Source organism: Chitinophaga nivalis, assembly GCF_025989125.1.
GTDB classification, from domain to species: Bacteria; Bacteroidota; Bacteroidia; order Chitinophagales; family Chitinophagaceae; genus Chitinophaga; species Chitinophaga nivalis.
Map to the genome: position 1 here is coordinate 3,532,228 of NZ_JAPDNR010000001.1, position 13,536 is coordinate 3,545,763.

Annotated in this window: 13 protein-coding genes; 6 read left to right on the top strand and 7 right to left on the bottom strand. The window is 46.6% G+C overall.

Annotated features, from left to right (window positions below; all coding sequences use genetic code 11):
- The first annotated feature begins 20 nt into the window (after positions 1-20).
- Together OL444_RS14280 and OL444_RS14285 are read left to right on the top strand one after the other, a co-directional pair.
- Positions 21-1,448, top strand: a complete 1,428-nt coding sequence (locus OL444_RS14280) for a PKD-like family lipoprotein (RefSeq protein ID WP_264732382.1) — start codon at positions 21-23, stop codon at positions 1,446-1,448.
- An 8-nt stretch (positions 1,449-1,456) separates the two neighbouring features.
- Positions 1,457-2,578 (top strand): TlpA disulfide reductase family protein, encoded by a 1,122-nt coding sequence (locus tag OL444_RS14285; protein WP_264732380.1) that lies wholly within the window; start codon positions 1,457-1,459, stop codon positions 2,576-2,578.
- A 56-nt stretch (positions 2,579-2,634) separates the two neighbouring features.
- On the opposite strand, the gene OL444_RS14290 is transcribed toward OL444_RS14285, so the two are convergent.
- From OL444_RS14290 to OL444_RS14305, 4 genes are all read right to left on the bottom strand, one after another.
- Positions 2,635-3,033, bottom strand: a complete 399-nt coding sequence (locus OL444_RS14290) for a contact-dependent growth inhibition system immunity protein (RefSeq protein ID WP_264732378.1) — start codon at positions 3,031-3,033, stop codon at positions 2,635-2,637.
- A gap of 530 nt (positions 3,034-3,563) precedes the next feature.
- Complete coding sequence (locus OL444_RS14295; RefSeq protein WP_264732376.1) at positions 3,564-3,878, bottom strand: hypothetical protein; 315 nt, start codon at positions 3,876-3,878, stop codon at positions 3,564-3,566.
- A gap of 217 nt (positions 3,879-4,095) precedes the next feature.
- Positions 4,096-4,932 carry an ankyrin repeat domain-containing protein gene (locus OL444_RS14300; RefSeq protein ID WP_264732374.1) on the bottom strand — a complete coding sequence of 279 codons (837 nt, stop codon included), beginning with the start codon at positions 4,930-4,932 and terminating at the stop codon, positions 4,096-4,098.
- 93 nt (positions 4,933-5,025) lie between these two features.
- Positions 5,026-6,786 carry an ABC transporter ATP-binding protein gene (locus OL444_RS14305; protein ID WP_264732372.1) on the bottom strand — a complete coding sequence of 587 codons (1,761 nt, stop codon included), beginning with the start codon at positions 6,784-6,786 and terminating at the stop codon, positions 5,026-5,028.
- 163 nt (positions 6,787-6,949) lie between these two features.
- Between OL444_RS14305 and OL444_RS14310 the strand changes: the two genes are divergently transcribed.
- Entirely contained in the window at positions 6,950-7,477 is a 528-nt protein-coding gene (locus tag OL444_RS14310; RefSeq protein WP_264732370.1) for a DUF4251 domain-containing protein, read from the top strand.
- Positions 7,478-7,497: 20 nt separating this feature from the next.
- Here OL444_RS14310 and OL444_RS14315 read toward each other — a convergent pair whose 3' ends face one another.
- Entirely contained in the window at positions 7,498-7,929 is a 432-nt protein-coding gene (locus tag OL444_RS14315) for a GNAT family N-acetyltransferase (protein ID WP_264732368.1), read from the bottom strand.
- 91 nt (positions 7,930-8,020) lie between these two features.
- Between OL444_RS14315 and OL444_RS14320 the strand changes: the two genes are divergently transcribed.
- The gene (locus tag OL444_RS14320) at positions 8,021-8,638 is read left to right on the top strand and encodes an HAD family hydrolase (protein ID WP_264732367.1); all 618 of its coding nucleotides are present in this window, start codon (positions 8,021-8,023) and stop codon (positions 8,636-8,638) included.
- A 72-nt stretch (positions 8,639-8,710) separates the two neighbouring features.
- Here OL444_RS14320 and OL444_RS14325 read toward each other — a convergent pair whose 3' ends face one another.
- Both OL444_RS14325 and OL444_RS14330 read right to left on the bottom strand, forming a co-directional pair.
- Complete coding sequence (locus tag OL444_RS14325) at positions 8,711-9,973, bottom strand: aminopeptidase P family protein (protein ID WP_264732365.1); 1,263 nt, start codon at positions 9,971-9,973, stop codon at positions 8,711-8,713.
- A gap of 74 nt (positions 9,974-10,047) precedes the next feature.
- Positions 10,048-10,845: an AraC family transcriptional regulator gene (locus tag OL444_RS14330; RefSeq protein WP_264732363.1), complete on the bottom strand. Its 798-nt coding sequence runs from the start codon at positions 10,843-10,845 to the stop codon at positions 10,048-10,050.
- Between the two features lie 690 nt (positions 10,846-11,535).
- Here OL444_RS14330 and OL444_RS14335 point away from each other — a divergent pair.
- On the top strand, positions 11,536-12,168 hold the full coding sequence (locus tag OL444_RS14335) for a TetR/AcrR family transcriptional regulator (RefSeq protein ID WP_307734870.1): 633 nt from the start codon (positions 11,536-11,538) through the stop codon (positions 12,166-12,168).
- Positions 12,169-12,208: 40 nt separating this feature from the next.
- On the top strand, positions 12,209-13,516 hold the full coding sequence (locus OL444_RS14340; RefSeq protein WP_264732361.1) for a TolC family protein: 1,308 nt from the start codon (positions 12,209-12,211) through the stop codon (positions 13,514-13,516).
- The last annotated feature ends 20 nt before the right edge of the window (positions 13,517-13,536 follow it).

Below are 13,536 nucleotides of genomic sequence, written 5' to 3' on the forward strand. Positions count from 1 at the left end.
TTTACTTTAACCAGCTAGATATGAAAAAATATATATTATTATCCCTGCTGTTCCTGGGGCTGATAGCATGTTATAAAGACAAAGGCAATTACGATTATTTGTCATTGAAAAAAATTACGATCGACTCCATCCTGGATGTGAAACGTTACTACATGGATTCCCTGATTATAGAGCCGGTGATTACAGTAGATAAAGGGGACTTCAATGAATTGGATTTTGAATGGAGTATGATGCCTACGACCGGTGTGTTTGAACCATTGCCATCAGAGCCGGAAGTGATCGCCAACACACGGGTACTGCGGATACAGATTAAGAAAGAATCCAGGGAGTTCCCGTATATCATGGTGCTGCGGGTCATTGATAAGGCCACCGGCGTAAGTGTTTTCCGCCGGTTTCAGCTCACCATCAGCAGTCCGTATGCCAGCGGATGGCTGGTACTGAGCGATCGCAATCATGTATCGGATGTAGACATTGTAACACCGGACGGAGATGTGCACAGCCGGATTTATGAGAATGTCAACGGAAAACCCATGACAGATCATGGGCTGCGGTTAAGCCTCACCGGCTCTTTAAACGGTAAGGATGAATTGTATATCCAGACAGACAACAATATTCTGCAGATACGTAATCCGGAATTTACTTATCTGCGCGATGCAGCTAGTATGTTCTATAGCATGCCGGGTGTAGTCAAACCACAGGTACTCACCATCAATGATATGGCTACCCAGCGGTATCTCATCAGCAACGGGCAGATATTTGTAGCGGCTACACTCAACAATGGTAAATATAGCCTGCCGCTGGTAGGTAATTATGAAGCGGCGCCTTTTGTGGCATCCGGTGGTGCTTATTCAGCGATCTATGATAAAAAGAATGGCCGTTTCCTCAAATTTCCGGCTCGTACCAATGCTGTGACCATGGAGGCTTTCACGGAATTAAAACCCGATCCGGTATTTGATGTGAATAATGTAAAAGGAACCTTGTTGTTTGTTGAACGGGGCTCCGATTATACGTATCACATCTTCCGCAATGCCGACGGGAAGCTGCAGCTATACGGATTAAACACGGGTAGTAACGATATACCTGCGGGGATGACGCAAGCCATTGAGCCGGCAGAAATGCAGCAGCTTTCTGCGGTGGTGATATCCGGTGCCTTGCCTATGGCATATTTCACCAGCGGACATAGTCTTTACATGTATGATATCTATGCCAATACGGCAAAGAAGCTGTATGATTTTCCGGGTAATGCCACAGTGTCTGTGATCAGGATGTTGAAGGAATGGCGCCATGTGGACGATAATACCTTACTGACAGTAGGGGTGAATGAAGGGGATGCAGGCTCCGTATACTTTTTTAAACTGCTGGGTACCGGCGATCTGCAGGGAGGTACGTATAAAAATAAATTTACCGGCTTTGGCCGCATTTCAGATATCATTTATAAAAGCAAATAAACAGCATTATGAAGAAACAGTTGGCTTTCCTGTGCCTGTTGCCTGCCGCACAACTCTTTGCGCAGTCATCAGACAGCACCTTTACCATTACCGGTCGTATTACCGGTAAAACACCGCCGGTAAAAGTTTTCCTGGATATGAACCGGAAAATGGATTCATCGGTAGTAAAAAACGGCACGTTCAGCTTTAACGGAAAAATAAAAGAATCACCGGCGATGGCCTATCTTTTATTTGATTATACCGGTAACGACAGCCGTGATTACAGTAAACCAAGAGACTTTCAGGGTTTTTATATAGAAAGCGGTAAACTGAATATTGTATCACGTGATTCCGCGAAAAACGCGACCATGACGGGTTCCAAAGCGCAGGCAGACTATGCACAGCTGCAGGTAATCACCCGGCCGATAGATGCAAAACTGGAGCAGCTGCGCCGTGAAAACAGCGCTTTGCCGGAAGCACAGCGGGAAGACGGGGCAGAGCAGGAACGCTTCGTGAAAAAATATATGGCACTGCAGGCAGAAAAAGATGCCGCTTCCATTAAGTTTGTGGCTGCACATCCGGCTACGGGCATCGCTACACGAATTTTGTCAGATGCATTGATGAATGATGCTGATCCCTATATAGTAGAGAAAGCATTCAATGGCCTGTCTGCCCCGCTGAAAGAATCACCGGCAGGTAAACGACTGGCAAAAAGTATTGAAACAGGCAAGCGTACTGCTGTGGGAGCAATAGCACCTGACTTTGCGCAGGCAGATACCAGCGGCAAAGAAGTCCGTCTGTCATCACTGCGCGGCAAATACCTGCTGATCGATTTCTGGGCCAGCTGGTGCGGACCTTGTCGCGCGGAAAACCCGAATGTGGTAAAAGCTTTTGAGCAATACAAAGACAAAGGGTTCATGATCCTGGGCGTATCCCTGGATTCCAAAAAGGAAAACTGGCTCAGTGCCATTGCTACTGATCAGCTGAACTGGCTACAGGTATCCGACCTGAAATCATGGGGTAATGAGGTGGCACGGCTTTACGGCGTAAGTGGTATACCTCAGAACTTCCTGCTGGACCCACAGGGAAAGATTGTCGCAAAAAATCTGCGTGGAGATGCCCTGGTAAACAAACTAAAAGAAATACTGTAAGAGCAGACTATTTCCGGTCAGGCGGCGTATCGCCGTCTGGCCTTTTTTTAGCCAGGTTAAGCCCCGCGCCAGTATCCCGGTAAATCAATTTCCGTTTCAATCTCTACGCTTCTTTCCTGCAGCATCACTTTCACATCTTTTTGCAAATCCTGGTGTGCTTCCCAGAAAGTAGCCGGTACATCCAATACATTCTTCAACAGATCTCCGGGATAAAGCCCTGCTTCTACCAAAACATCATCCTTTAACTTTTCGATGGCCAGTGGTACCAGGTAGGTGGGGTTAAATGATTGTCCGATTAAAATCCTTAATTCGCCTGCGGTTAACTTGGCGAGTGGTACTTTACTTAAGGCAATACATTTTTTAGTCAATCCCGAATCCTCTTCTGTAGCAGTTCCCCAACTTTTGTTCTCTAATTGCTCTAAAGATTTATATCTCCAGATATCTTTCTTATTCATAATAAAACTATATCTCTTTTAAGCATTACACATTACAAATCAGAAATAACGTATCGTGTAACAGACAAATGCAAAATAACTTCGCAGATATCTTCTACAAAATTCGTTTGGGTTAATCCGTAAATGGTAAATCGTAATTACTCCGGTTACTTGCTAGCTAAATTAGCCATCTTCCTGCATAGTACTTGTTAAAAGTCTACTAATTTAAGAAGGTTTACAAAGAAAGCATTAAGAATTAGGTGTTCAGCATTACGCCTGGCGCAGTAGCATTTAACAGATGGTTCTCATGTATGTCTTCCTGCCAACGGCAATGCGTTGAAACTTTTAGTGCTGCAAATTTCGCTGCTACCTGATGCAGTAATCCGTTCACTTCTTAACGTCTAACTAATTTAGGAAGAATAATGAAAGATGGATCACGAATTCATCAGAAAATTTCAGGAGAAGAATTACGGCGGAAAGATAAGCATTATGCAGCATCTTTTTGCAAAAAAATTTCTGCTGCATAATGCGCCGTGCTTAAATTTTCTTGTTTAGTACTTTACACCGGAGGTTTTGGGCAGTACAAACAACTTTACAATTGTATGGGCTGCCGCCGACAAAACCAGGGCAATTACCACCAGCAGGGCGGATTTCAGCGGGGTGTCAAATACGTCAATCACACCGGACACAGACTGGCCGGCATAAATAACTGTAATCAGACAGGCCAGTAAACCAGTTATCCACAAGGTAATGTGAGACCACAGGTACTTGGTTTTCTGAAATCCTTTTTTCCCGAAAGAGGTAAATAAAAGGTACACATGGGCAACAAAAAATACGACCGCCAAGAGGGTTAATGTCGCAAACATAATGGTTAATTTAGGTTAGGAAATGGTGTCTTAAACTAAAATACTATTTCCTTTTTGCTTAGACAACAATTTTATATGTATAAGCTTACTTTTTGATGAAACTGTCCTGCAGTCTGCCGGATCATAGCACCGCGGGCGGTCGGTACGGATATAGGCAGTCTGGTGGCGGATCTTCCCAAAAAAGGACAGCCGGGAAACGGGGGGAATAACGGACGGGTCATGGCAGATGCCCGGCATTGGCGCGAATCCGGGAAATATGCTCTGCAATAAGATGCAGCCGGTAATAATATTTCTCAAAGATGTCGTCGTACATACGGTGCCGGTTTTCCAGAAAAGCATTCAGGGCCTCATAAATAAATTCTTCAAAGGTGTGCTGCTCATTTACCCGGATCACACATTCAAATACCGGCTCCATACTGGTGGCAAACCGGGGTCTTACCTGTATGTCGGCCATACAGGTTATCATGATCTTGTACAGGTTGGGGGCTTTGGCAAAAGGTACATAGTGGATGGCCGTAAAACCATCTTCATCATACACATATTTATTCACTTCTTCGCCCAGCAGAAACTGCACCACTTCGTGGTTGTTGTTATGCCGGGTAGCCAGTAACAACGGGGTATCCAGGCTATCCAGTACAAAATTGAAATGAATGTTGTGCTCAATGAGAATCAGCAGCATATCGGTGATGGCCGACAGCCGGTAATGTTTGAAGATATAGGCTACGGCAAAAAGATAGTCGGGGCTGTCTACCACCAGCCGGGCGCCTTTTGTCAGCGCATACTGTACAGCCTGTGGTTTGTTGGCCCCGATTGCACAAAATATAATCGGAATGATGTCTTCCTTCTTATAATGAATATCTGCACCGCCTTCTGTAATCAATAGTTCCGCTGCTTCAAAAAATATTTCCTGGTATTCCAGCAAGTCGCAAAGCAATGCTGATAATTCCAGCTGCGTAAAAAAGGCCAGGTTAAATCTCAGATAAGTGATGATTTCGTCCGGATCTTGGCTGGTTCTTAGTTTGCGCCGCAGGTCGTACAGAGAAATTTTTTGCATATAGCGTCCTGTGTGATTGTATTAAATGGGAGGGAACCATTCCATCGGATGAAAAACGCGGCTGCAATGATACATAAATATTAGTTAAAAAAATTATTTGTTTTCCTGGTGTTTCCACAACTCCTGAAATACCGAACTATGGGCACGCAGCTCCGTAAAGGTACCGGCAGCGGCTATACGTCCCTGGTGCAATACGTAGATATAATCGAACTGCGGTAACAGGTGTAGCCGGTGCATCGAGGATATAATGGCTTTGTCGTGGAACGTCCGGAACATCTTATCATAGATCATGGCTTCTGTTTTAGGATCTACGCTGCTGGTAGGTTCATCCAGCAGAATGATCTGGCTGTCGCGGGCTGCCAGTATACCGCGAGCCAGTGCCAGCCGCTGTTTCTGACCGCCGGACAGGTTCACGCCTTTCTCCCGGATATCGGATTCCAGCCCCTGCGGCAACATGTCGATCACCTCTGTAAAGTGTGCGCTGTTACATACCTCCAGGATCTCTTCATCCGGGAAAGGTAGCCCCAGCGTTACATTGTAGGCGATGGTATTTTCAAAGATCTCCGGTTCCTGCGGAAACAGGGTGACGGTTTCGTTGAGTGTTGCCAGCGACAACGGCGCCCCGTCTACCGTAAGCTGTACCTGTTCCTCTGGTTCATACAACCCACGCAGAATAGCCAGCAGGGTACTTTTACCACTACCGCTTTCCCCAATCAGCGCAATCTTTTTTCCTTTACCAATGTCAATGGCCAACTGATGCAGACTTTGCGGCGCATGCGTATTATCATAGGTAGGCAGATGAGAAAAGTTGAGGTCCTGTATCCGGACCGTCTGCCAGGAAACCGGCAGGTTTTCTGTGGTGTCTGCACGGTGATGCTCCGTATAGGCTTCCCCGATATTACGGGCGGTTTCTATAGATGTATTGTATTGTACGATGTCGGTATACTGCCACGCGATATCGTGAAACACGCTGGTGAACTGGTTTACATAGCCCAGCAGGGTGATGAGGCCGGCCACATAAAATACAGCGCCGGGCTCCCAGTGCTGAAAAACATACCCCACGGCAATCACGCAATAAATCAGCGCTACCAGCATATCTGCCACAAACCATTTCCACTCATTGATCAGGGTATTCTGCCGGAACGGTCGCCAGATACGTTGTACCTTGGCCATCAAACCGTTTTCCATACTTCTTTCCAGCCGAAGGGTGATCACAGTCATGATATTGGACAGACTGTCAAATAAGGTCGCAGATACCACGTGTTCGCGTTCATTGATCTCATCCAGCGTACGAATAAAAGGCTTGTCGAAACGGAGAATGATCCAGATGCAGAAAATGCCCAGCAGGATACCGATACCGCCATACAAAGGAGAGAAATACAACATGGCAATTACGGAAAAAAATAATTTGGTAAAGGCATAGAGGTACATGAATCCATGTTCAAAAAAATTCTTTAACGCCTCATAAGCCTTCCGGATACGGTTAATCACTGCGCCACTGTGATTATCCTGGTGCCATTTCACCGGCAGGTGCAGGGCCTGGTGATATTTTTCCTGCAGGAAATTACGACTGAGGTTAAATGCCAGGTGTCTTTCCATCACCCGGGCAGGGCCATGAAAGCACCATTCCACTAAGCGTAGCCCCACGTAGGCTGCTGCAAACCATAGGGTATAGCGGGGGATGTGCGCAGGATCCTGCTGGATCTTGCCAACAAACCAGCCAAATAACACGGGGTTGAGCGAAAAGGCGATATTGGCAATGAAAAACAGGATGTATACCAGCAGGTATTTTTTTCGTTCCCGGTGCGCGTAGTGCCAGGCTGTCTTGAGTAAGGATAGATACGGATTAGACATGATTTCCGGGTTTAAAATATGGGTGAAATATACATTATATATCAGGAAGCCGAAATAAAGAATTATATATGGTAAAGCAATTGACCCTGATCAATGCGCGGTATTTTGGCCGGCTGAACAAAATACTGTAACTTCTGTCGTTCTCCGGATAAAATTGTGTATTATGAAAAGTTCCTTTGCATTCGCCATCGTGTGTTGCTTTTTAGCAGCTACAGTATCACCTGCCGGGCTGGTTGCCCAGGACACAAAGGTAGCAAAAAGAGCGGCCCAAACCGCCCGGGTGAAGTCGCTCATAGATGCCCGCAGCTACGTTTTTGTAGCGCAGACGGCCTTGCCGATGAACGGGCGTTCCCGTCAGATAACACCCGATTATGGCATCACGGTTACCACGGACTCCATCGTCAGCTACCTGCCTTATTTCGGACGTGCCTTTGTGGCTACGATCGGGGAAACAAAATCACCGCTGGATTTTAAAACGAAAGATTTTGTTTACACCGCAACGCCCGGCAAAAAAGACGGCTGGGAGATTACGGTAAAACCAAAAGATCAGCGGGAAATCCAGTCACTGAGCCTCTCTGTAACCAGCAGCGGATATGCGTCTTTACAGGTCATCAGCACCAATCGCACACCGATCAGCTTCAACGGATACGTCACGGAAACACCACCTGAGAAAAAGAAAAACGGACGTTGATGATGACTAATATCGTACAGTCATGACCGTTTCATTTCATACGTATTCCAGGTAACGTCGTTGATGGTGACAGGGTATAGCTCTACTACGGTAAAACCTCTTTTTTCAAAGAAAGGCCGGGCGGTAATACTGGCATAGGTGACGAGTTCGGATAATCCCAGTTCGGTGGCCTGATCGAGGAGACGTTGCAGTAACCGGGAAGCCACGCCGCAGCCCTGAAAGTCTTTGTGAACATACAGCATATCTATTTCGCCATCCGATGTGAGAGAAGCAAACCCGATGATTTGCCTGGCGTCATTTTCGGCTACATAAAAATACTGGTCCTCTATCCTTTGGCGGAGAGCATCTACACGTTCAGCAGTACTGGCCCAGGCGGCAATCTGCGCTGCATTGTAATCGCGGACATTGATAGGTGTAATGGTATTATAATAAAGGTCTTTTAACCAGGGCATATCATCAGGAGTAGCTATTCATATCTGCATGAAGGATAAGGAATGATAGGTGGATATACTTACATACAGTAAAATAATTAATTTTTGGGAGATGAATACACAAACTGCTATCACGACGTTGTTCCTGGATATAGGCGGCGTATTGCTGACAAATGGCTGGGACAGAGCGGCCCGCAAGCTGGCCGTGCAAACATTTAATCTGGATGCTGCCGAAACAGACGAACGGCATCACCTTACCTTCGACACCTATGAAGTAGGTAAACTTACATTGGATGAATACCTGAGCCGGGTGGTTTTTTACACAGAAAGATCCTTTACCCGCGAAACCTTCAAGGAGTTTATGTTTGCGCAGTCAGCGCCCTACCCGGAAATGCTGGAGCTGGTAAGCCGCCTGAAAACGACCTATCAGCTGAAAATCGCGATCGTAAATAATGAAGGGCGCGAGTTGAATGAACACCGGATACGACAGTTTGGAATCAACCGGTTTGTAGATTTTTACATCTCTTCCTGCTTTGTACATTTCCGGAAACCAGACGCCGATATTTACCGGATAGCGCTGGACATTGCGCAGGTGGCGCCGGAAGAAGTCGTATACCTGGAAGACCGCTCCATGTTTGTGGATGTGGCTAACGGGCTTGGTATCAATGGTATTTGTCATGTAGACTACCCCACTACGTTAAAAGCACTGGCAGCCTTTGGCCTGAAATAAAACAACACTTTCCGGGCAACAGGGAGAGGGGCCCGTTGCCGGAAAGTGGGTGACAGTATATCGGGTAATTTGTTAACGACCTTGCATCAGGTCTTCTATTTCTTCGATCTCTATCGGCATGGTAGCCATCAGGTCTTCATAGCCGGTAGTAGTAACCAGCAGATCGTTTTCTATCCGGATGCCGATGCCTTCTTCGGCATTGTAAATACCCGGTTCGTTGGTCAGTACAGCGCCCGCTGGCAGCGGTTCCCGGAAATCGCCGGTATCATGTACATCGAGTCCCAGGAAATGGGATACATTGTGGTAGCTGTATTTGTTCAGGTAGTATGCCTCTCCGTTTTCACGGATGTCGGCAGTACTGCAAATACCCAGTCCTACCAGTTCTTCCAGGATAAACTGATTGGAAGCAGCCCACAGATCTTGCATATAGATGCCGGCGCGAACTTGTTGCCTTACTTTTTTATGTACCCGCAATACCGCTGCATAGTATGCTTTCTGCCGGGGTGTATAGCGGCCATTGGCAGGAATGGTACGGGTACAATCCGCATTGTAGTATTGCCAGCCCGCGGCGGCATCAATTAATAGCAGGTCTCCGTCTTTGCATGTCTTTTCATTGGCCCGGTAATGTAGTATACAGGTATCGGCGCCGGCGGCTACAATCGCCTCGTAGCCGGCCCAGGTGGCATTGTGCTGCAGGTATTCATGAATCATTTCTGCCGCAATCTGGTGGCCGGTCTGGCCGGGTTTTACAAAGGAGAGTACCCGGCGGAAACCAGCCTCCGTAATGTCGCAGGCCTTTTTGAGCAGGGCAATTTCTGCTGGTGTTTTGGCATTGCGCAGCCGGGCGATGATAGGATACAGGCGGCCGTATTGATGCAGGGGATACAGGCGCTGGAGATCCAGTATCAGCCGGTCTTCCCGTGTTTGTGTTTCACTTTCTGAGCGGGCATGCTCATTGGTATGCAGCATGATTTCCCGGCAACGGGGGATGACTTTTTTCATCGTGCTCCAGAATTCATCCACATATAACACAGTGGCAATGCCGGAGATAGTGGCCGCTTCTGCTTTGGTATGGCGGTTTCCCAGCCATTTAACAAACAGTTGGTCTACCCGTTTGATAAAAAGTATTTCCCGCAGTGTTTCGTCCGGATGGTCGGGGCAAAGCACCAGCATGGCATCTTCTTCTTTGATACCGGTCAGGTAATAGATATTGACATTGGGAACATAACGCATGGTACCATCTGCGTTGGTAGGCATAAGATCGTTGGCGGTAAGGATCGCCACGGAGTTGGCTGGCAGCTGGCTGCACAGATTTTTACGATGATCGGAAAACATAGTACGACGTGTTTTTATTGCCTTACAAACTTAGGAGGCACACGCCGGAAAAGTGGTGTAAAAACGCGACAGTTTTAGCCGGTAAACCGGCGCCATTCCTTGCGGAAGTGAGAGAAATCATAATAGCCCAGTTCTTCCCAGTCGGCTTTGTGGCCAAATCGGGCGTAGTGCTCCAGTGCCTGCCGGAAACGGAGGATAGAGAGGCATTTTTTGGGAGAGATGTCCAGCGAATCTGCAAAGTAGCGTTCCAGCGTACGGGGGGAGAGGTACAGCAGTCCGGCCAGTTTTTTGAGCTGATAGCCGGACTCCAGTAAGGCCGGACTATTCAGTGATTGCCGTACATACCGGAAATGCCTGGCCGCTCCGGGTAGTGGGGCTTGTTCCCGCAGAAACGTTTCCAGTAATGTTTTAATGGCTTCCAGGTTGCGGGATTCATAGATGGCCGATTCCAGCCGGTCTATACGGGGCAGTACATCCCGGGCATTCAATGTTTGCCGGTTAATATCCGCGCCTTTGATCTGAAACAGATAATTCAGGGAAGCAGGTTTGAACTTGATGCCCACCAGAAAATTGTTGAAGCCATGGCGATACGTTACGGGGGCGGCATGATAGCCGATTAATTCACTGGTATGGCAGGTATGCACCCAGGTATCTGTCTGGTCATGAATGGCAAAAGGGGCGCCCAGGTTCAGTACCAGGGAAGAATACATATTGGCCAGCAGTATTTCTTCAAAAGTGCAGTCCTGCCGCTGGGGGCTGCGCAGATCCAGCAGCCAGTAGAACAATACATGTTCTGCCAGGTCAGGCGAAGGCGCCATGAACTGGTATTCCCGGGAGAAATGTTGCTGATCTATTAATTCGATGGCCTGCATACAACAGTGAGTAAACAGCTACAATGTACGAATAAGAAATGAGGTATCGTTTTTCCTGTGGGGTGATTAAACTTTTTGCAGTCGCACCTGTTAATATGATAGTAACACCATGAAAACCCGGATGAAGAATGATGGCAGTAATGGCTGTAGACTCCTTTCTTTTTCCCGGAGATTCCTACCTATACATACTTTAAGATACGGTTGATAAACAGGTTGAACATCCTGTAATGGTTCAGGATGTGCAAGGGCGGGCCTTAGCACTTGTAGCGCCCGCCCTTTTTTTATATGATAACGTGAAAGGATATACGAAATTAATCCGATCCCTGCGCCGCTTTTTTTCTTCGCTGCTTTTCCTGATAATGATTTGTTGAAACAACATGGACGTTGATAACGTACATGCCTGCACGAAAATGGCAGGAGGGTAGGTATATTGCCTGCAAGGTATAAAGTATGCCGGCTGTTGCCAACGGGATTCTCTATCTATTTAAGGAGCGCTGCCAGGCGTAAAAAGCCCCTTTTTCTGTTAACGTTTCATTAACAAATATTAAAAAATCATTAAAATAAATTGATAAATTATTGATTATAAGTGAATTAGGGAAATTTTAAAATTAAATTTAAACAAGGTTGCGAATAAACGTTTGTTTAAATTAAACGTTTGTTTAACTTTGCTTCGTCAAATTAAAAAGGAACATGGAAGACTATAGTGAGAAACAACTCTCGATTATAATGGTAGCGGAACGGTTGTTTGCCGACCATGGCTTTCATGGCACTTCAGTAAGAGACATAGCGCAGGAAGCGGATGTAAACATTGCCATGATATCCTATTATTTCGGTTCAAAAGATAAACTACTGGAAGCGGTATTCAGATTCAGAATGGAAGCCTCCCGGAAATTTATCAATGAACTGGTGGAGAACGAAGTCATGTCGCCCCTGGACAAGATATACAGCCTGATAGACCGTTTTGTGAACAAGATGATGGCAGAACAGTACTTCCAGTGCATTATGAGCCGGGAGCAGCTGAACAAGGATAAAAGTCCGGTACGTGACCTGATATGGCAGTTGAAAAGAGAAATGCTGGGGTTGATGGAACCTATTATTACCAATGCCCAGAAAACGGGTGCTTTTCATAAAGATGTGGATGTAATGATGATGATGACAACATTGTTCGGGACCATTCATCAGGTTATACCAGCTCAGTTTATACTCAGAACCGATCCCGCTTATCAAAACATGAGCGATGTTGATTTCCGGGAATACCTGAGAGAAAGATTAAGTAAACATTTAAAAAAATTGTTCAAAGCAATCCTTACACATGAATTCTAAAAGCATATACACACGATTATATGCGCTTGCATCGGGAGTCATGCTGACGCTGTTTTTTCTGACAGCCTCCGCACAGCAGCAGGAAAAACCACTTTCGCTCAATGAAGCCATATCGCTGAGTATACAAAACAGCAAACAGTTAAAGGTTAGTCAGGCCAAAGTTGCAGCCGCTAACGCATCCCTGAAAGAAGCCAACGAAAAACAATTGCCGGATGTAAAAGTATCAGGTTCCTACCTGCGCCTCACACAACCCAATATTGATCTGAAACTGGGCAAGAGTGAAGGAGAAGGCGGTGGAAAAGGCGCCGGACCGGAAGTAAATTCCGCTGCTTATGGCATCGCCAGCGTATCCGTACCCATCTTTGCAGGTATGATGATACAAAGCGGCAAAGAAGCTGCCCGTTACCTCGAGCAGGCCGCCAAACTGGATGTAGACAAAGACCGGGAAGACATCATGCAGAATACTATTGCCGCCTACAGTAACCTGTACAAGGCCCAGGCAGCAGTGGTACTGATGAAAGAAAACCTGAAACAATCTACCCAGCGCGTATTCGATTTCACCAACCTGGAAAAGAATGGTTTACTCGCCCGCAACGACCTGTTAAAAGCAGAACTACAGCAGTCCAACTACGAACTGGCCCTCATGGATGCAGAAAACAGCCTGAAGGTAGCCTCCCTGAACATGAACATCATGCTCGGATTACCGGACAACACCCCGCTGGCCCTGGACACCACAGTATTTGCTACAGATAACAATGTCGATGCCCGTTCTGCCGCTGATTTCGAACAGCTGGCTTACCACAACCGGAAAGATATTGCTGCCGTAAATGCCCGCGAAAGAGCTGCCAATGCAGGTGTAAAAGGAGCCAAAGGAGAATATTACCCTGCTGTAGCCTTTACCGGTGGTTATGTGGCCGCTTACATACCCAATGTAGTGACCATCACCAACGCCGTGAATGCCGGACTGGGACTCAAATACAACCTGTCGTCCCTGTGGAAAACAGGTTCTAAGGTAGCCGGCGCCAAAGCACAGCTGGCACAGGTACAGGCGAGTGAAGCACAGCTCACAGATGCCATTCACCTCGATGTATACCAATCTTACGAAAACTATCTCCTGAGCCATAAGAAAATGGATACTTACGTAAAGGCGATAGAACAATCAGAAGAAAATTACCGTATCACTAAAAACAAACAGGTCAATAACCTGGCTACTACGACCGACTTACTGGACGCAGACGTAGCCAACCTGCAGTCGCACCTGAACTACGCTTTCGCGAAAGCAGATGCACTGGTAGCTTACAAGAAACTGTTGAAAGCTGCAGGCGTCCTGGATACGAACAATAAATAAATACCAAACCAATAAATAGC

Excerpts from the sequence above, each read along its gene's own strand:
- OL444_RS14320 (WP_264732367.1), top strand. The coding sequence starts at position 8,021 with ATGAATACACAAACTGCTATCACGACGTTGTTCCTGGATATAGGCGGC.
- OL444_RS14290 (WP_264732378.1), bottom strand. The coding sequence starts at position 3,033 with ATGAATAAGAAAGATATCTGGAGATATAAATCTTTAGAGCAATTAGAG.
- OL444_RS14305 (WP_264732372.1), bottom strand. The coding sequence starts at position 6,786 with ATGTCTAATCCGTATCTATCCTTACTCAAGACAGCCTGGCACTACGCG.
- OL444_RS14285 (WP_264732380.1), top strand. The coding sequence starts at position 1,457 with ATGAAGAAACAGTTGGCTTTCCTGTGCCTGTTGCCTGCCGCACAACTC.
- OL444_RS14325 (WP_264732365.1), bottom strand. The coding sequence starts at position 9,973 with ATGTTTTCCGATCATCGTAAAAATCTGTGCAGCCAGCTGCCAGCCAAC.
- OL444_RS14315 (WP_264732368.1), bottom strand. The coding sequence starts at position 7,929 with ATGCCCTGGTTAAAAGACCTTTATTATAATACCATTACACCTATCAAT.
- OL444_RS14310 (WP_264732370.1), top strand. The coding sequence starts at position 6,950 with ATGAAAAGTTCCTTTGCATTCGCCATCGTGTGTTGCTTTTTAGCAGCT.
- OL444_RS14330 (WP_264732363.1), bottom strand. The coding sequence starts at position 10,845 with ATGCAGGCCATCGAATTAATAGATCAGCAACATTTCTCCCGGGAATAC.
- OL444_RS14295 (WP_264732376.1), bottom strand. The coding sequence starts at position 3,878 with ATGTTTGCGACATTAACCCTCTTGGCGGTCGTATTTTTTGTTGCCCAT.
- OL444_RS14300 (WP_264732374.1), bottom strand. The coding sequence starts at position 4,932 with ATGCAAAAAATTTCTCTGTACGACCTGCGGCGCAAACTAAGAACCAGC.
- OL444_RS14335 (WP_307734870.1), top strand. The coding sequence starts at position 11,536 with ATGGAAGACTATAGTGAGAAACAACTCTCGATTATAATGGTAGCGGAA.
- OL444_RS14280 (WP_264732382.1), top strand. The coding sequence starts at position 21 with ATGAAAAAATATATATTATTATCCCTGCTGTTCCTGGGGCTGATAGCA.
- OL444_RS14340 (WP_264732361.1), top strand. The coding sequence starts at position 12,209 with ATGCTGACGCTGTTTTTTCTGACAGCCTCCGCACAGCAGCAGGAAAAA.